An 18,102-nucleotide genomic window follows, 5' to 3' on the forward strand; every position below is an offset into this window, starting at 1 on the left:
TACATTTAATTTGTTGTGTAATTACTAATAATTAATTCGATACGTTGGACATGTTTAAATTTGCTATAATCGAAAAAAATTTTTAGTGAGATAAATTAATGGCCCAAGTAGATGTAATAGTAATAGGCGCGGGAGCTGCCGGATTAATGTGTGCGGCACAAGCTGGGTACCGAGGTCGAAGCGTTACTGTACTTGATATGGGTAAAAAACCAGGCCGTAAAATTTTAATAAGTGGTGGTGGGCGTTGTAATTTTACAAACGAAAATGCGAGTCCAGATAACTACTTATGCAGTAACGCACATTTTGTTAAATCGTGTTTAAGTCGCTATACCCAGCATGACTTTATTGAGCTGGTGGACAGACATGGTTTGGCTTATCACCACAAAACTCTTGGCCAGCTGTTTTGTGATAATAACGCACAAGACATTGTTAATATTTTACTGACCGAATGTGACTGGGCTGGGGTAAATATCAAGCTACGTAGCGAAGTGATCAGCGTATCAAAAACTGATAATGGTTACTGCGTAGTGACCGAGCAAGAAACGCTTTACTGTGAGTCGTTAGTCATTGCATCGGGTGGTTTAACGATGCCTAAACTAGGTGCAACCCCCATTGGCTATAAAGTTGCTGAGCAGTTTGGGTTAAATGTATTGCCAACAATGGCTGCACTTGTGCCATTTACTTTGCATCAGCACGATAAAGATCGCTTTGAAGGGCTTTCGGGAATTAGTATCCCATGTGACGTTTCAAGCGAAGACGGCACTGTATTTAAAGAAAATATTCTTTTTACGCATCGTGGATTATCGGGACCTGCAATACTACAAATCAGCTCATTTTGGCGAGCAGGGCAAGCTGTAACTATAAACTTACTACCTGAAATAGACTTAAGACAGCAACTTGCCAATTGGCGTGAAACGCAATCTCAAAAGTCGTTAAAAAATAGCCTTGCGACTATTCTACCAAAGCGTTTTATAGAAATTCTTCATGAGAGTAAAGCTATTCCTGATTGTAATATTAACCAGCTTACACACGCTCAAATAGATGAGTTAGTAAATTACATTCACGCTTGGCAAATTAAACCCAATGGCACAGAAGGGTATAGAACAGCAGAAGTTACACTCGGTGGTGTAAACACTGACGAGCTAAGCTCAAAAACGTTTGAAGCTAAAAAAGCCAAAGGCCTATACTTTATAGGCGAAGTAACCGATGTAACGGGTTGGTTAGGCGGTTATAACTTTCAGTATGCGTGGAGCTGTGGTTTCGCAGCAGGGCAGTATTGTTAGCGGTTAAGCCATCATTCTAAAGTTACAAACTTTATTGTCGATGCACATAAGTGTAAAAATAAAAATGTTGAGGCTAAATAAATAGCCTGCAACATTTGGATGATGTTGCTATTTATTAATGTTTTCTAAATGAAAGCTAAATGCCGCTGCATTAGGTCCTGAACCACCGCCAGTCATCACAATGTCAGCATTTTGAATACCAAAGAGGTTAATTTCGGTATTTATTTGTTGAATAATTGCTGAATTTATTACTTCACCTTCTTCGACATGAGAGGCAACACCAATAAAAATACTTGGCTTAAATTGGAATCCCCCTTTTCGACTAGGTACAAGATTAGTTTTTGTCGCGAGTAATTTACCATCGCGATAGATGTTGCCACTGATTGCACCAGTACTTAAATTGTTTTTAATTTCAACTTCCTGTGGAGATACTGCAGGTGTTGACGATAACTGCAACACATCACCAGAGGTATTTTTGACCATTTCAAAGGATTGACCTTCATAGGCATTCAATTCTGGTGAATAGTTACCATATGAATCACTTGCACAAACTTGAAATTGCAACGAATAATTAAAAGGGTGGTTATCGTTACGGCCACAATTTTGAATAACTCGCCAAGCAACAGTTAGTTCGTCAAAAGTTGCCGCGATGTTTTTTTGGAAAATAACCACTTCACTGTTATTTATATCGCTAGAGCGGTTGATAAAGTTTAATTTAATTATTTCTTGAGACATTTTGTATTTTCTCTTTTTGAGTTCTAGTATTAAGCACTATTGTTTTGCAGCAGTACGTTTGGTATTTAGATAAGGCAGAGCCTATGTCGTGTGGTTATTCCCCATAAGCAGGCGATAACGCAGTATAAATGTCAAACATACGCAGCCCTTTGGGTTCTTTCTAGGGGCGATTAACTCTTTGTTGCTCGGCTTTTACTTAGCCCACTAGGTGGCAAGCCTCGCGCCGCGATTAAATCGCCCCTAGATTGAACAAATTTCAATCCACAAAGGTCAACACGCCCTAGCACTTCTGATTACCCCGTAATTCATGAGTTGTTTTATATATTCTTCTTTTTTAGGAAGGATTATCGCTATAATTCCACACTGCTCTTCCTATCGTTATGTTGAATTATAAGTCCGTTTAGTTTCACGGAAATAAACACTCTATAGAAGGAATTTTTGTGATGGTATTACAGAGTATTACAGCAAGGGAGATCATGAATAGTAAGACTAGTTTGAGTTAAAATTTAGAAACGTTTATTTTTACATTACCCTTAGTATTATGGGGTTTATAAAATTCACAGTGGCTGTGAGGTATTCTTATACATATTGTTACGGGTTAATTTTATTGTCGCTGAACATATGTGTACTTTTATAAAAGGTAAGCGGCTTAACTTTGTTTGATTATCATTCAACATATCGAAGTCATAATATAGTCAGCCTGAGTGAAATTAGGTCTATTGTAAGCATATTTATCTTTGTATCTTAGCGTATTTTTGTTGTTATTTTTACCGCCAGTAATGCGATTTTTATTAAACTATCGGTTGTACTGGCGGGTTAAATTATTCATTACTTCCTCATTTAATACCTTAGTATATGCTATAAATCATCTTTGTTCTTTCACGTTTTATCATTTAAAAAAAACTACTGCTGGCGCTTATGGCTGCATTATTTAAATGCTTATTTTTATTAAACTAACCTGTATTTTTGCAATTTGCTGTTTGGCTTATCAGGTATTGTCATTTCAATTAGCGCGGCATCTATAGCTGGTTTTAGGTAGCGTTCTCTAAAATGCTTTCTGTCTTTTAAATTTAGTTTTACTTGTAATTGCTTTCGATTTAAAGAATCACCCGCTTGGGAAAGTACGTTTATTAAGGCTTTAACTTGTGGGGTTTGTTGGGGATTTGCTGTTGTGGGGTTTTGTTGGGGGGTTGGTTTTTTGTCTAATAATGAATCATCAAATGTTAAAACTGCACATAAAACGTTTTCTAGTATGTATTCTATAAAGGCGCAAGAGTCACCTGTTTCGGTACTGTTACTTATTGCTGTGCGGTATTGTTCTTCACTTGTCGCGACGATGCCCTCTATTGGCATTAGAGCAAATAATGGGTTCCATTGCTTTAGCATTTGAGTTTGCCAAATACACCCAATCCGGCTATTACCATCAACAAAGGGATGTATAAATTTAAGCTCATAGTGAAACACCGAGCTTTTTATAAGAGGATGCTGGTTTGAGCTAGCAAGCCAACTAAACAGCTCTTCCATCATTTGTGGAATATGCAGAGCTTGTGGAGCCATTTGCAATCTTTTACCTTTATCGACATTGCTGGTTCGATAATGACCCGCATTACTTCCTCGCGATAGCATGAGGATTTTATGCGCACTTAAAAAGTCATTGCAAAGGTTTGTATCCCAATTATCTAATTGATTATAGGTGTTAGCTATGTCGTTTTTTTCTTGGGCGATTTCAGCCACTAAGGAGTCGTCATCACGATGTGGCGTATTTATATGCGGGCGGGTTAAATCACTGTCTTCAATTGCAAGAGTGTTTTGAATCTGATTTTTGACAATGTTTTCGCGGTCTTGATGTATATCGTTTTTATTATAAAAAACAGACAACTTACCAAGAGCTTCGGCAATATCAGAAATATAATGAATAATTTTTGCTGTAATCGTAAAGGGAGGTTGAAAATGACTCATGAAATAATAAATTTTAAGCTTAAACTCGATCTATAAGATACGCTAATCAAGCTTAAAAGTCAGCGCTATTGGTATAATTTAAAATTATTAATAAAGAGTAAAGCCTTACATCTATCCTATGTTTTTATTAAGTATTTGTAAGGTAAACAGCCCTCTTTACAAAGAGGGCTCAAAATGGCGTGTTTTTATGATTGTTAATAACAATACAAAATTACTTTAAAACCAAACACACGATTGCTAACAATAAGTAACTGCATTTATTCTTCAATAAATGCTTCTCCTTCAGTTATCCATTTGGCGGCAGGCTTGCCTTTTAAATGATGATCAAAGTACTGCATCATACGCACTGAAAAGTCGACCTGATTAGGGAATTTTTTCAAGTGGTGCGGTTCACCTTCATATTGTAAAAAGGTGGCGTCTTTGCCTGCGCGGCGTAGTGCTAAATAATACTGTACGCCTTCGTGCCATGGAACAGCATCATCTTTATCACCAAACATAATTAAGATGGGAGTGTTTACCTTATCTGCAAAAAACACCGGTGAGTTTTCAATGTAAAGCTCTGGTGCTTCAAATAAGTTTTTGCCAATACGGCTTTGCCCTGTTTCGTATTGAAATTGGCGTGCAAGGCCCGATTTAAGGCGAATACCACTGTAAGCACTGGTCATGTTAGATACAGGAGCCCCAGACACAACGGCTTTAAACATATCAGTTTGGGTGATCATAAAGGCGCTTTGATAACCCGCCCATGAGTGGCCTTGTAAACCTATTTTATTTGGATCAGCAATCCCTAAGTCGATTAGCTTTTGGGTGGCATTTATCATGGTTTGTGTTGATGATTTGCCTGGGTGGCCTATTTCAAAACGAATATCAGGTAAAAATATTGCATAACCGTTTGATGTGAACATAGGGAAGTTAGGGCGATGGTTTAATTCCATTTTTGGAAAATCAAACATGCGCTGGCTCATATAACGGTAAAAGTACACAACAACAGGGACTTTATCACCTTTTTTATAGCCTGCTGGTTTTATAAGCACGCCTTGCAAGTCTTCGCCATCAAAGCCTTTGTAGCTTATTAGTTCTGGCTTTTCACCCCAAGCAAAATCATTAATTTGTGGGTTTAATGTCGTTACTTTTTTTGGTGCACTAAAACTAAAGTCAGTGTGATAGAAATCAGGAAATTGACTGTAAGTTTGCGAGGTAAACACGTACTTGTCGGCATTTTTAGCTTTTTTGACCAGCTCAAAGCGTTTTTGTCCACTCAGTACTTTGGTGATCGTATTTGTAGTTAAGTCGAGTTTTGCAACTTCGCTTTGCTTAGTCTGTAGGTTTATAGCAGATAAAAGCAGGGTGTCTGCTTTTTTAAAGCCAATTTGGTCTTTATCAAGCTTAACAACGCGATATTGCGCATTACTTTGTTTTCCATCGGTTAAACGGGTTGCTTGCTTAGTTTGTACGTCAAATGCCCAGATATCGTATTTGCTGTAAGCAAGTACTTGGCTGCTGTCTTGCATCCAGCCGGCAAAGCCATAGCCTGGCTGAGTTGAAGGGTAGTCATGTTTATCGTCAGCAAAGGTGGCCTGAATTGCTTTAGTCAGTGGGGTTACTTGATTGTTTTTTAAATCTTTAAGCTGTATTTGGCTATTGCTAAAGTAAGCGGCAAACTCACCATTAGGTGCAAGGCTTGGCCTAAATGGGTAGTCATTAATAATAGCTGTTTGCTTGCCTGTATTTATATTTACAGCAAAGTAGTCTGCAAAAAAACCGCCGTACATTATTTTTTCTAGGTAGGGGATGTTAGATGAGCCAAGTAAAGACACATCTCGCTCAGAGTTTAGTGCAACCTCAGGCATATTAGTGGTACTTAGCTGTACCGCTTTTTGTGAATTAACGTGGTACACCGCGCTGTAATGGCGAGTTTTATTAACTTCGTCCCATTGTTGCTCTTCGCGCGGCTTTATTTGTGCATCGTTGTTATGCCATACATTTAAACCTTTGTGTTCACGTATGGTATCAAAATCGTAAAGTGATGCTTCGTCAGTGTATTCTTTTGCTTTTACTTTCGCTGCGAGTTTTGGCTGGTTCTCAAAGTATAAGCGCTCGCCGTTTTCAGACCATGTTAGCGTGGCTGTTTTACCTATTGTCCAATCTTTATTTGGCGAGCTTATTGTTGAAAGAAGTTCGTTTTTCCATAGCTGTAAACTGTAGTTGCGGCGGCGTGTATCGTCATTGACGTAATTTCCTACAGTAAACGCAACACTCGTATTTGTTGGATGCCAAGCTATTTTACTGGCTACTACGCCAGGCTCATCTATTAAGGTTGTGCTTTGAAAGTTATTTAAGTTTATAAGCGCTATTTGATTATTATTGCCATCACTGTAACTTTGGCTAACCAGTAATTGATCGTTAGTCGCGCTAATATCATAGCTAAATACGTTTTCTATTGTGTGGCTGCGTTTATCGGCTAAATTTATAATAACGAGTGAGTAAGTTTTATCTTTTTTATCTGGTGAAATTGCGCTCTCGTCTTTAATGTCGCCAGTGCTTTCACTTTTTTCTTTTTCGTCATCTTTTTTATCAGCGGCTTTATTTAAACGATAAGCAAGCCAAGCACCGTCATCTGACAGTTTATAATCTTTAACGTCAGCAAAGCTTTGTTGTTCGCCTGATAGCGTGTTTACGAGTACGACATTATTTTTTAGTGTGTCTTTTTTCTTGCTGGTTTCTTTTTCAAGCAAAGTAGGTACTTGCGTAAATGCGACCCAATTTGCAGCTTTATTTATAACGGGTTTAGTACCTCGCTCAACTTCGCTAATTAAACTATTACTGCTCAGTGAGTAAACTTGGCCAGTGGCATTACCACGATAAGGCGTTGCACTGAGTGACAAAATACTCCCGTCTTCAGATAACTGAGTACTTTTAGCTGATTTAAAATTAAATATATCTTTAAATTGCAATGCGTCTTTGGCGTTTATAGCTGTGCTCGTTAAGCTAATAATAAGCGCAGAACTTAATAAGGTGAGCTTTATTTTCATTATAGGTTCTCATTTTTTAACATTTATTTAGTGTAACGAGTTTGATTAATATTTCGAGTAGATCAGATAAATAGCAAGCAGGGACGATGAGTAACATGCAGATACAAAAAAACGACCAAAAGGTCGCTTTTTGTATCTGCTAATTATAAATTCAATTTGGCAAAGAGTCGCAGTTAAAGCCAGATTTTTTGTAACTCAGGCCATTGCTTTTCAAATTGAGTGCTTGGTTTTGCTTTAAAGTCACTGCGTACAAATTGGTTCATTTTACCTTCAACATAAGCAAGTAAAAAATTTGCAAGCGTCAGTTCATCGCTTTGAAAATTTCTACCTTCGCGTAGTTTTCGCTCACGCAATACTTGCTTAAACTGGGTTTCGAGTTTTTCAAAAAAGCTCTGCACACGTTCGCGTAAACGCTCTTGCTCACCTTGCAAAGCATCGCCCGTTAAAATACGGGTTATGCCTGGATTTTTTTCAGCGAATGTTAAAAGTAATAACAAAATATTATAAATGCGAGTTTGGCTTTCTTTTTCATTTTCTAAAATAAGGTTTATGCGCGATAAAAGAGTGTCTTCAATAAACTCTATCAGGCCTTCAAACATACGTGCTTTGCTAGGAAAATGACGGTACAGCGCGGCTTCCGATACGCCCACTTCAGCGGCTAACTTAGCTGTGGTGATACGTTGTCCTAGGCTGGTTTCTAACATTTGTGCGAGTGCTTGCAGTATTTGCTCTTTGCGATTGCTTTTTTTTGTCGCAGGCATGAACATTCCTTTTTTTAGTTATTTCTTAGTGGCACAGTTAAGGACCCTAGTCATTTTTTGTTCAAATGAATGGCTTATGTTAATGTTTTATTCAGTTTGTTTCCAGCCTTTTTATAGGTGTTTAGCGAGTTGCTCGATCACTTTGCGGGCAATTTCTACTTTACTGCTTTGCGCTAATTCTAACTGCTCATTATGCCAATAAAGCGTTAGCGCATTTTGATCAGAATTAAACCCCAAGCCACTTTGCGATACATCGTTAGCACAAATCATGTCGAGATTTTTGTTTTTGAGTTTGCCTTTAGCGTAGTTTTCTACATTTTGTGTTTCAGCGGCAAAGCCGACCGTGTAAGGGCGATTTTGAGTAAGGCCTGCAACTGCTGCAATCACATCAGGGTTTTTTACTAAGGTGAGGGTAAGTTCGTCACCTTGTTTTTTCATTTTTTGAGTCGCAACATTCGCAGCCCGGTAATCGGCAACGGCAGCGCAGCCAATAAATGCATCTGATTGTGGAGCGTAAGTAAGTGACTCTGCGAGTAGTTGCTCAGCGCTTTGTATATTAATTAAGTTTACGCCAGTTGGCGGCTTAATATTAACGGGGCCTGAAATTAAATTCACTTTTGCACCAAGCAATAAAGCGGCTTGTGCGAGTGCATAGCCCATTTTTCCTGAGCTGTGATTTGATATAAAACGAACCGGATCAAGTGGCTCACGTGTTGGCCCTGCTGTTATGGTAATTGTTTTACCTAAAAGTAACTGTGGTCGCTCTTTCGCAATGCATAACTCAACAAGTTCATGAGGTTCTAGCATACGACCAGCGCCTACATCACCACAGGCTTGTTCTCCTTTACCTGGGCCCCAAATAAGTATGTTACGTGCTTTTAACGTTGCTAAATTAGCTTGCGTTGCAGGGTGTGCATACATTTGTTGGTTCATAGCTGGCGCAACGGCTACTTTAGCTGGTGTAGCTAGCAGTAACGTTGTTAATAAGTCATCGGCAATACCGGTCGCCATTTTAGCAATAATGTTACAGGTTGCGGGTGCGACTAAAATTAGATCAGCCCATTTTGCAAACTCTATATGGCCCATTGCCGCTTCAGCAGAGGGGTCAAGCAATGAGTCTGATACCATTTCACCACTTACCGCTTGCATTGTTAAGGGGGTAATAAAGTGCTTGGCCGATTCGGTCATTACCACTTTAACTTCACAACCATGGTCTTTTAATCGTCTAACTAATTCGGCGCATTTATAAGCTGCAATACCGCCGGTAATACCCAGTACAATTTTTTTATTGGTTAAATCAATCATGGTTGTCTATAAGCCTTATTTAATATTGTGGCTAAAATAACAAATCTTTACCTGTACAGCTAAGTTTTTAATTTGAAATTATCAGGCTAATTTAAAAATTTGCATTACAGTTAAAAGACACTTTTGCTCAGCAAGGATGAATAATGCAATTAACATCGCTACCAAATTCACTTCGCCCACGTGAAAAGCTCATTGCCAAAGGAGCCAAAGCATTAACGGATGCTGAGTTGCTGGCTATTTTTTTACGCACTGGCTTACCTGGTATGAACGTAATAGAGTTGGCTCAGCATTTACTTAATGAAAATAAAACACTGCATAACTTGTTTAATGCCAGTATTGAGGAGTTTTGTTCTCAAAAGGGGTTAGGGACCGCAAAGTATGTGCAGCTACAAGCAGTTCTTGAATTAAGCCAGCGATATATGCAGGAACGTTGCCAGCGAGACGCTGTGTTTAATTCGCCAAACTCGGTTTACGACTATCTCACTCTTCAAATGCGTGGCTTGCAACAAGAAGTGTTTATGGTGTTATACCTCGACAGCCAAAATAGATTAGTGAAAGATGAAATTCTTTTTTACGGTACGATTAATTCAGCCAGTGTTTATCCGCGCGAGGTGGTAAAGGCGGCGCTTAAAAATAATGCTGCGGCAGTTATTTTTGCACATAATCACCCAAGCGGTATTGCAGAACCTAGCCAAGCTGACAAACTTATAACCAATAAATTACAACAAGCACTGCAATTGGTAGACATAAGTGTGCTTGATCACATCATTGTGGGTGGGGAAACCTGTGTTTCTTTTGCTGAGCGAGGCCTTATTTAGCTTTGTTAGGCACAGAAGTGTGTTAAAAATGAGCTGTTTAACGCGTTTTAGCAAATTAGTTTAATTTAAATGCAGTTTTTACTTTCCCTAAGGGCATTCGATCTTTATAATTAGCCGCTATCAAATTTACATATATGAGCTGATTGGATAGATCAGTGTTTGATCTTTGCCTGTAAAAGCTGTATAAAGAGCGCCCTTCGATTTATCTCTAGGGCGAAAATACACGGCCTTAGATTAAATTAAGCTCGAGCGAAGTTATTGGAGATATATAGACATGTCTAAAGTATGTCAAGTTACAGGTAAGCGTCCAGCGGTTGGTAATCACCGTTCACACGCGAGAAACGCGACTAGACGTCGTTTCCTACCTAACCTACAAACACACCGTTTTTGGGTTGAAAGTGAAAAACGTTTTGTAACATTACGCACTACTACTAAAGGTATGCGTATTATCGATAAAAAAGGCATCGACACGGTTCTTACAGAAATCCGTGCTCGCGGCGTTAAAGTTTAAGGATCTGAATCATGCGCGATAAAATCCGTTTAGTTTCAACTGCCGGTACTGGTTTTTTCTACACTACTGACAAAAACAAACGTAACATGCCTGAGAAGATGGAAATCAAAAAGTTTGATCCAAAGATTCGTAAACATGTTCTTTTTAAAGAAGCTAAAATTAAGTAATTTTAGTTCTTTTAGAATTTAAAAACCCAGCCTAGGCTGGGTTTTTTATTATTTAAAATATGGTTAATACCAAACTGCATAAATCTTTGAACAATTTAACGAATTAAATTGCACTATAAGGTCCTTAAAAACTTTCATTTAGAACAACTAGATACAAAAATTTTGCCTAGTTCTAGCGTGATTTTCTTAACGCTAAATAGACCCCATATATAAGCAGATCGATATAATATAAAAAACCTCGTTGGTATAACCAACAAGGCTTTTAAATCAATTAATGAAAACATTATTAGATTTTTGTGAACGCATCTTGTAATGGTGGCACAACTTGCTTTTTACGACTCAGTACACCATCTAACCATACTTTATCATTTTCTGGTTTTACACCATAAGCTTGCTCAACTAAGTTTGCATCGTCAGATACAATTAGCATTTCTGAGCCTTCTTTCATGATATCGGTAAGCAGTAAAAATACAGAATGGCGGTTGCCCTCTTGCTTTAGCTTAGCAATATCAGCAGCAAGATCTGCTTTAATATCATCAAAAACAGCAAGGTCGATTACTTCTAGCTGGCCAATGCCGACTAAATTACCGTTCATGTTGAAATCTTTAAAGTCACGCATTACTAAGTCACGCGCTGGTGTGTTTTCTACAGCAGACTTAACGCGGAACATATCCATGCCAAGCTCTTTAAAATCCTCAATGCCTGCAATTTCTGCTAGGGCTTCAACGCATTTAATGTCGGCAGTGGTACATGTTGGCGATTTAAATATTACGGTGTCGCTTAAAATAGCGCATAGCATAATACCAGCGATGTCTTTTGGGATTTCTACACTGTAAAAGTCGTACATCATTTTAATAATGGTGTTTGAACAACCAACAGGGCGGATCCAACATTCAAGCGGAGTCGATGATGTTAAGTCACCTAGCTTATGGTGATCTACCACGCCAACAACACGAGCTTGGTCGATATCATCGGGTGCTTGTGTTTTTTCTGTGTGATCCACAATGTAAACATCTTCACCAGCGTAGCTTAATTTTAGCTCTGGTGCTTCGAAACCAAATTTATCAAGGATAAACTGCGTTTCTGGTGAAATTTCACCAAGACGTGTTGGAATCGCTGGCTCATCGATTTGGTTTTTTAAATACGCGAGTGCAATTGCACCACAAATAGAATCTGAATCTGGGATTTTATGGCCCACTACATACATAGACATTGACGGAACTCCTATAAATTTGCCGATATTCTAACAAAGTATGTAGGGTTTAACATATAGACAGTGCAATTAAGTTTTAGTTACACTTTAAATTCTTGAATTAATTGGGTGTGTAAATATGCGACTGGGCCGCAAAGGTTGGAACAACGTTATTATATTTTCGATGTTGATTATGATCTTCTTTTTAAATGGCTGGCATAAACAACTTTTTAGTAATATCGATGCGCCTTCAATGCAGCCGGTATTGCCAGTACAGAGTTTTGTTTTGACCCTTGAGTTTGTCGATCAAAAAATTGAACGAATTGGCACTAGTTGGCGTACAACTGCGTTACAAAATGACCTACCTCTTCGTTGGCTGCCGTCTGAGCAGCAGCTTGGTGAGCTTATCAACCGTTGGCAAAGTATTGAGCTTATAAATATTAATGAGTCGGTTGTGTTTAGTCCTAGAGCGCCTTTATATGTCGCTACATTTGAGTTAGCAGGGGAGAGTTTGCCATGGATTTATTTGTTGTATAAAGATAATGCGCATTATTACTTACTTGAAAAAAGTAGCCAACGAGTACTTAAGCTTGATTTAGCGACTGCGAAGCAGTTATTTCCTAGTTTTGATTTTTCACAAAGTGAGTCTAATTAATGCCTGAGTTACCAGAGGTAGAAGTGAGCCGAATGGGGATCACTCCCCATGTACAGAACCAAGTTGTTACCAAGGTAAACATTTACAATGCCAGTATGCGTTGGCCAGTGCCTGATGATGTTTATCAACTAGAAGGGTTAACTGTAACAAGCATTGAACGACGAGCTAAATACTTACTGTTACATTGCCAACTTGGTAGTACTATTTTGCATTTGGGAATGTCGGGTAATTTACGTGTAGTAGATAAAGCTGAGCCATTAAAAAAGCACGACCATGTTGAGTTTATTTTTGGTAATGGTAAGGCGCTGCGTTTAAACGATCCTCGTCGTTTTGGTTGCTGCTTATGGCAAGAGCCAGGAGAGGTACACAAGCTGCTCTCTAAGCTTGGTCCTGAGCCGCTTACCGATGATTTTTTTGCTAAACGCGTGTACGAACAATCGCGCAATAAAAAAGTGCCCGTAAAGCAGTTTATTATGGATAACGCTGTGGTTGTTGGAGTCGGTAATATTTACGCGAATGAATCACTCTTTAAAGCCGGTATTCATCCCAAACGAGAGGCTGGTAAAGTATCACTAAAGCGTTATCAGGCACTTATCCCTATTATAAAAGACACGCTTGCTGCGGCCATAAAACAAGGTGGAACAACGCTTAAAGATTTTGCACAAAGCGATGGAAAGCCAGGTTACTTTGCTCAAGAGTTATTAGTTTATGGACGCAAAGGAAAACCGTGCATGACGTGTGAAAACGAATTAGAAGAAATTAGATTGGGGCAGCGCAGTACTATTTTTTGCTCAAACTGCCAAAAGTAGATTACTTGAATTTAAAATATACGGTCAATTTAATTCGATTGACTGTATATTTTAAAGCTCGAATGGTGCAACACCTACAGCTTTGATTTTATAGCCTGTTTGGGCTATCTCTCCTGACCATGATTCAGTGCTTATTATTCCTGTGACCACAATTGCGTCGTATAGGCTTTCAATAGGCACACCGCCTTTAATTGTTACATGCACTATTTGATTAGGTGGTGGCGGCGGAACGTGTATGCAAGCGCCAAAGTACGGCACCAGTAAAAACTCGGTAATGACTTCACTGTCACCCTCAAGCGGCACAACAAAGCCCGGTAAGCTCACCGATTGTCCATTTAGCTCTTTTACAATGGGGGCATCTAAGTCGGGCTGCACCCAGTTTTGCTCACTACCGTCGTGATTAGCTTGAGTTTGTGTGTCTATTTGTACGTGATTTTTAGGGATTAAGTCCTCCCAAAAAATTTCTTTTGGTGGGTTCGCGTTACTTATAAAGCTGCTTATTAGTAAGCACACTAGCGCGCTGTAATAAAATGTTGTTTTAAAAAAAGTCATAAACTACCTAATAATTATGTTTTTATACTCATGCCATCGCTGAGCGAATAAAAGTAAGCGCGTGTAGCGGGTATTAAGCCAATAATAAAGCCAGCAATCATAATAACGCCGATAAGTGTGAGTTCATAGCTAGAAAGCATAGCTATGTTAACGCTAATGCCAGCGTGGCTTTGCAAATAAGAGCCACCTGTAAATAGTGCTAAGTAATATAATGCACAGCCCACTATGCAACCAAGTAATGTTGTAAATAATGATTCGATACTAATGAGCGTAAATAACTGCCATGGGCGAGCACCTACTGAGCGTAATATGGCAAGCTCACGTCGACGCTGACTTAAATTTGCAAGCAGCGAGGTTAGCATACCAAGTAAGCTTACCAACACAATTACGGCTGAAAACAACATCAGTACTTTTTCTACAATGGCGAGCATTTGCCATAATTCTTTAAGTGTGACCGTTGGCATAATGCCAAGCAGTGCTTCTTTTTTATATTGATTTATATTACGCCTAATTTGCAATGTGTATAAAGGCGATTTAAATCCCATTAAAAACGCAGTAATTTGCTTTGGATGGCCAATTAGGCTGTTATGTTCGTCATGGTCATCGCCAGAATTGTTGCCGTGGATTAAATCGATAGCTGCAAGCGGTATATGTAGCGTTTTATCAACGGGTGTCCCTGTGGGATTTAAAATTCCTACTACTTTAAACGGATTATCGTCGTGGTGATGAAAGCTTGTGTTGCCCATGCCGTGAGATATAACAATAGAGTCGTTAAGTTTATACCCTAATGCAGTTGCGACATCATTGCCGAGTACCACCTCGTTAATGGCATTAAAAGCGTGACCCTTGTTAAAGCTTAAGCTTTGCTTTTTTGCAAAACGATAATGGCTAAAGTAATCAAGAGTTGTACCCAGTACAGCTTGGCCTTTGTGACTGTCGCCTAGGCTTATAGGTATGCTCCATTTTACACCACGCTGGCTTGTTATATATTCATAGCTTTGCCAACTTACGTTATTGTTGGTGTGGCCAATTCTAAAGACAGAGGAAAGCAGTAATTGTATATCGCCAGTGCGTGCGCTGACAATTAAATCAGTGCCCGAAATTGTATTACTAAAGCTACTTTTGGCATCAATGCGTATACGCTCAACGCTAAGCAGTAACATAACACTAATGGCGATTGTAAAGAGCGTTAAAAGCACACTGGTACGACGATTTAATAGGCTTTTGTAAGCAAGTTTAGCAAGGATCATAGCTGCTCCTGCAAGCTGATAAGATCAACTGAGCGGTCGAATAACGGTTTTAAACTTTCATCATGGCTTACAAACATCAAAGTACTGTTTGAGTATTTGGCTTGTTCAAACAGTAATTTAATAAAGCTTTCACGGTTTTGGGTATCGAGTGCAGATGTAGGCTCGTCCGCTATTATTAGTTCTGGGCTGCCAATAAAAGCGCGGGCAGCGGCAACACGCTGCTGTTGACCTGTGCTTAGCTCTGCAACATTTTTATTATATTGTTGCTCGCTTAAGCCAAGTGCGTTTAGTAAGCGCTTGGCTTCTTTGGTTAAAGTAGTGGAGTGTTTTAATGCTTGGCGCTGACGTATTTTAGAAAATTGACACCCTAAAACCACGTTTTCGAGGGGTGTTAAATAAGGCAGTAAATTAAAGTTTTGAAAAATAGTGCCAATATGATCCGCTCTAAATGCATCTCGCTTGGTGTTACTTTGTGTATTTAAATTTTGACTTAATATTACAACATCGCCGCTGGTGGCGGTATTTATTCCCCCAAGTAGAGCAAGCAGCGTTGATTTACCAGAGCCACTAGGGCCATGTAAAAAAACATGTTGGCCTTTTTTTATAATTAATTCGCTGATGCTAAGCGTGGGGGCGTTATCGTTTTTATGCCATTTAAAAGTGACGTTTGTTAGGTTGATCATTGTTTGGCTTTACCATTTCCAATAATTAAGTTTTTTACGCATTTTAAATTGTCGAATAAAATTGAGCGGTTTAGATTTTAACTTTTCATTACTTAGTAAAAATTCATTGGTTGCGACAAGTACTCGTTCACTTGATTGCCCATCAGAGTATGGATGTAATTCTTGGCAATAGCTTTCAATATTTTCCATTAACTCTGGCGGGTAAGTTAACGCATTATCTATAGCACCTTCAACTTTGTTCGCATCAGTTACATTGAGTAAATGTTTTTTAGGGTCTTGATTGCAAAATGTGACGACAGGTTTTCGCTGTAACAAAAACATTAATAATATAGACGAGGTGTCGCATAGCATAACGTCGGCAGATTTTAATAAAGGAATGACATCATCTGTTTCTATAAAGGTTAAATTATTATTGCTCAATGCTTTATATTTATTTACCCACTCAAGCGGCATTTTTGGATGGAACTGCATCAAAATGCGCCATTTTCCTGTTTCACTAAATTGTTTTATTTGTTTATAAAGCTTAGGCGCAAGTGAAAGTCGTTTAGAAAAAGTAGAGCATATTAATACGGTTGGCCTTGAATCTAATTCGTCTACGTAAGAGCGAGTAGGTTCATTTTTAAATAGACGATCTAAAGCAGGCCAGCCTGTTTGTGTTACTTTAAAGTAGCCCAGCCTTTTTTGTAAAGCACTGAATGGGATTGTGGTATTAGGGCCTTGAGTACAATAAAGATCAAAACATCCTCTGGCTTTAAGATGATCGTTTTCACCTTTTCTATTTAATTTACCAGCATCAAAGCCATGAAACACTGCAACCTTTTTGCCTGGTAAAAAGGTTGGTATTAAATTGGCTGGAGCAAAAATAGCATCGGGCGACCACTTATGAATGTCTTCAATAGAATAAAGCTGCTTTTCACTATCGGTCAAAAAATCTGGATTGACATCTTTGCCTTCTAAAAACCAACTTACCTGACCACCATGCGCTAATATTTGCTGCTGTAATGGCCTCAAAATAGCGTATGAATAATTTTGAGAAATATACATTAGGTATTTTTTATTTTTTGTGGCGGTTAGGTAGTTCAAGGTATCTCCTTAGGCTAGTTAGCATGCTAAGTTTACCCTATTATTACAGCTATATAAATATTCACCGTTTTTTGTTTTCAGTGCAAGATTGAGCTTTTTCATGGGGTGGATTATTATACCGCCCATATAACCCCAAACCATACTTTGCTCTTTGAGCACCCCTAACCCCGGAGATAGCATGACTAGCTATAAAGTTTTAGACGTAAACGATGATTTACCCATTCGTACCAAAGGTGAAGTACATAGCGGTAAGGTTCGTTCAGTTTATTGGTTAACTGATGACGATAGCGCGCGATTAATTAAAGAAAAAAGCTATAAAGTACCTGCGGGGACTGAATTAGCTATTATGGTTATTTCCGATAGAATTTCTGCATTTGATTGTATTTGGCAGGGCGAAAATGGCTTAAACGGTGTGCCAGGTAAAGGTATAGCGTTAAACTCAGTGGCAGCCCATTGGTTTAAGTTATTTGATAAAGCAGGCCTTGCGGGTAATCATATTGTTGATATTCCGCATCCTTATGTATGGATTGTGCGTAAAGCGAGTACTGTTAAAGTTGAAGCTATTGCACGTCAATATATTACCGGTAGCATGTGGCGCGATTACGCAAAAGGCGTTCGTAACTTTTGCGGTATTGATTTACCTGAGGGCTTAAAAGCAAATCAAAAGCTCGATTATGTACTCATTACACCATCAACTAAAGGTATTATTGAAGATGTTGCCGACATTCCAGCTGTTGATGATGTAAATATTACTCGCGCTAACATTACTAATAACTTAGACGTATTTAATTTTAAATCGGCAGATGATGTAACCAAATACGAAAAGTTATTAGTTGAAGGCTTTAAATTAATTAGCGATGAACTTGCAAAGCTTGCGCAAATTTTTGTTGATACAAAATTTGAGTTTGGTTATGTAGAGGATTTAAACGGCACGCAGCAACTTATTTATATTGATGAAGTAGGTACTCCCGATTCATCACGTATTTGGGATGAAGCTTCTTATCGTGAAGGTAAAATTGTCGAAAATTCTAAAGAGGGCTTTCGTCAGTTGCTTATTAATAATGTGCCTGAAAGCGACGTATTATTAAATAAAGATCGCATGGGCGAGCGTGAACAACTGGCTAAAGATTACATTTTACCGGAATCAGTAATGCTTGAGGTGTCAAACACCTACGTAGGTATTGCTAGTAAGATTGTTGGCAAAGAGATTGTCATCCCTGAAGATCCTCGTAAAGAAGTGATTGCTATTTTAGATAACGATTACGGACTAATTGTTAAAAAGCAATCCTAAAGGATTAAGTAGACCA

17 protein-coding genes are annotated in these 18,102 nt (G+C 38.6%); 7 read left to right on the forward strand and 10 right to left on the reverse strand.

What is annotated here, in order from left to right:
• Positions 1 to 98 precede the first annotated feature (98 nt).
• Entirely contained in the window at positions 99 to 1,283 is a 1,185-nt protein-coding gene (locus ACJJVZ_RS05700; protein ID WP_405598854.1) for an NAD(P)/FAD-dependent oxidoreductase, read from the forward strand.
• 108 nt (positions 1,284 to 1,391) lie between these two features.
• On the opposite strand, the gene ACJJVZ_RS05705 is transcribed toward ACJJVZ_RS05700, so the two are convergent.
• The 5 genes from ACJJVZ_RS05705 to coaBC all read right to left on the reverse strand — a co-directional run bounded on the left by ACJJVZ_RS05705 (position 1,392) and on the right by coaBC (position 9,075).
• On the reverse strand, positions 1,392 to 2,018 hold the full coding sequence (locus ACJJVZ_RS05705; RefSeq protein ID WP_405598856.1) for a hypothetical protein: 627 nt from the start codon (positions 2,016 to 2,018) through the stop codon (positions 1,392 to 1,394).
• Between the two features lie 948 nt (positions 2,019 to 2,966).
• The gene (locus ACJJVZ_RS05710) at positions 2,967 to 3,977 is read right to left on the reverse strand and encodes a Fic family protein (RefSeq protein WP_405598858.1); all 1,011 of its coding nucleotides are present in this window, start codon (positions 3,975 to 3,977) and stop codon (positions 2,967 to 2,969) included.
• A gap of 257 nt (positions 3,978 to 4,234) precedes the next feature.
• A complete protein-coding gene (locus ACJJVZ_RS05715) occupies positions 4,235 to 7,009 on the reverse strand; it encodes a prolyl oligopeptidase family serine peptidase (protein ID WP_405598860.1) in 2,775 nt (924 codons plus the stop codon).
• A 173-nt stretch (positions 7,010 to 7,182) separates the two neighbouring features.
• Positions 7,183 to 7,770: a nucleoid occlusion factor SlmA gene (gene slmA, locus ACJJVZ_RS05720; protein ID WP_077536070.1), complete on the reverse strand. Its 588-nt coding sequence runs from the start codon at positions 7,768 to 7,770 to the stop codon at positions 7,183 to 7,185.
• A gap of 111 nt (positions 7,771 to 7,881) precedes the next feature.
• Positions 7,882 to 9,075 carry a bifunctional phosphopantothenoylcysteine decarboxylase/phosphopantothenate--cysteine ligase CoaBC gene (coaBC, locus tag ACJJVZ_RS05725; protein ID WP_138584437.1) on the reverse strand — a complete coding sequence of 398 codons (1,194 nt, stop codon included), beginning with the start codon at positions 9,073 to 9,075 and terminating at the stop codon, positions 7,882 to 7,884.
• 143 nt (positions 9,076 to 9,218) lie between these two features.
• On the opposite strand from coaBC, the gene radC reads away from it, so the two are divergent.
• From radC to rpmG, 3 genes are all read left to right on the forward strand, one after another.
• Positions 9,219 to 9,893 (forward strand): DNA repair protein RadC, encoded by a 675-nt coding sequence (gene radC / locus ACJJVZ_RS05730; RefSeq protein ID WP_077536068.1) that lies wholly within the window; start codon positions 9,219 to 9,221, stop codon positions 9,891 to 9,893.
• Between the two features lie 274 nt (positions 9,894 to 10,167).
• Positions 10,168 to 10,404: a 50S ribosomal protein L28 gene (rpmB, locus tag ACJJVZ_RS05735; RefSeq protein ID WP_004335549.1), complete on the forward strand. Its 237-nt coding sequence runs from the start codon at positions 10,168 to 10,170 to the stop codon at positions 10,402 to 10,404.
• 11 nt (positions 10,405 to 10,415) lie between these two features.
• Positions 10,416 to 10,571, forward strand: coding sequence for a 50S ribosomal protein L33 (rpmG, locus tag ACJJVZ_RS05740; RefSeq protein WP_004335545.1), 156 nt, complete (start codon positions 10,416 to 10,418; stop codon positions 10,569 to 10,571).
• 286 nt (positions 10,572 to 10,857) lie between these two features.
• Here rpmG and ACJJVZ_RS05745 read toward each other — a convergent pair whose 3' ends face one another.
• Positions 10,858 to 11,784, reverse strand: coding sequence for a manganese-dependent inorganic pyrophosphatase (locus tag ACJJVZ_RS05745; RefSeq protein WP_077536067.1), 927 nt, complete (start codon positions 11,782 to 11,784; stop codon positions 10,858 to 10,860).
• A 118-nt stretch (positions 11,785 to 11,902) separates the two neighbouring features.
• Between ACJJVZ_RS05745 and ACJJVZ_RS05750 the strand changes: the two genes are divergently transcribed.
• A complete protein-coding gene (locus tag ACJJVZ_RS05750; RefSeq protein ID WP_405598864.1) occupies positions 11,903 to 12,418 on the forward strand; it encodes a hypothetical protein in 516 nt (171 codons plus the stop codon).
• Positions 12,418 to 13,227: a bifunctional DNA-formamidopyrimidine glycosylase/DNA-(apurinic or apyrimidinic site) lyase gene (gene mutM / locus ACJJVZ_RS05755; protein ID WP_193156245.1), complete on the forward strand. Its 810-nt coding sequence runs from the start codon at positions 12,418 to 12,420 to the stop codon at positions 13,225 to 13,227. Before ACJJVZ_RS05750 ends, mutM begins: the two co-directional genes overlap by 1 nt.
• 51 nt (positions 13,228 to 13,278) lie before the next feature.
• On the opposite strand, the gene ACJJVZ_RS05760 is transcribed toward mutM, so the two are convergent.
• From ACJJVZ_RS05760 to ACJJVZ_RS05775, 4 genes are read right to left on the reverse strand one after another with little or no spacing between them, the layout of a single operon-like run.
• Positions 13,279 to 13,779, reverse strand: coding sequence for a DUF3299 domain-containing protein (locus ACJJVZ_RS05760; protein WP_182701518.1), 501 nt, complete (start codon positions 13,777 to 13,779; stop codon positions 13,279 to 13,281).
• Between the two features lie 14 nt (positions 13,780 to 13,793).
• On the reverse strand, positions 13,794 to 15,029 hold the full coding sequence (locus ACJJVZ_RS05765) for an ABC transporter permease (protein WP_405598869.1): 1,236 nt from the start codon (positions 15,027 to 15,029) through the stop codon (positions 13,794 to 13,796).
• The gene (locus ACJJVZ_RS05770) at positions 15,026 to 15,712 is read right to left on the reverse strand and encodes an ABC transporter ATP-binding protein (RefSeq protein ID WP_405598871.1); all 687 of its coding nucleotides are present in this window, start codon (positions 15,710 to 15,712) and stop codon (positions 15,026 to 15,028) included. The genes ACJJVZ_RS05765 and ACJJVZ_RS05770 overlap by 4 nt, the downstream gene beginning before the upstream one ends.
• 9 nt (positions 15,713 to 15,721) lie before the next feature.
• Positions 15,722 to 16,795, reverse strand: a complete 1,074-nt coding sequence (locus tag ACJJVZ_RS05775) for a CDP-glycerol--glycerophosphate glycerophosphotransferase (RefSeq protein WP_405598874.1) — start codon at positions 16,793 to 16,795, stop codon at positions 15,722 to 15,724.
• Between the two features lie 178 nt (positions 16,796 to 16,973).
• Here ACJJVZ_RS05775 and ACJJVZ_RS05780 point away from each other — a divergent pair, with 178 nt between their 5' ends.
• Positions 16,974 to 18,086 carry a phosphoribosylaminoimidazolesuccinocarboxamide synthase gene (locus tag ACJJVZ_RS05780; RefSeq protein WP_405598876.1) on the forward strand — a complete coding sequence of 371 codons (1,113 nt, stop codon included), beginning with the start codon at positions 16,974 to 16,976 and terminating at the stop codon, positions 18,084 to 18,086.
• Positions 18,087 to 18,102 lie beyond the last annotated feature (16 nt).

This window comes from Pseudoalteromonas sp. Ld19 (assembly GCF_045064135.1).
In the GTDB taxonomy this organism is placed as follows: Bacteria; Pseudomonadota; Gammaproteobacteria; order Enterobacterales; family Alteromonadaceae; genus Pseudoalteromonas; species Pseudoalteromonas aliena.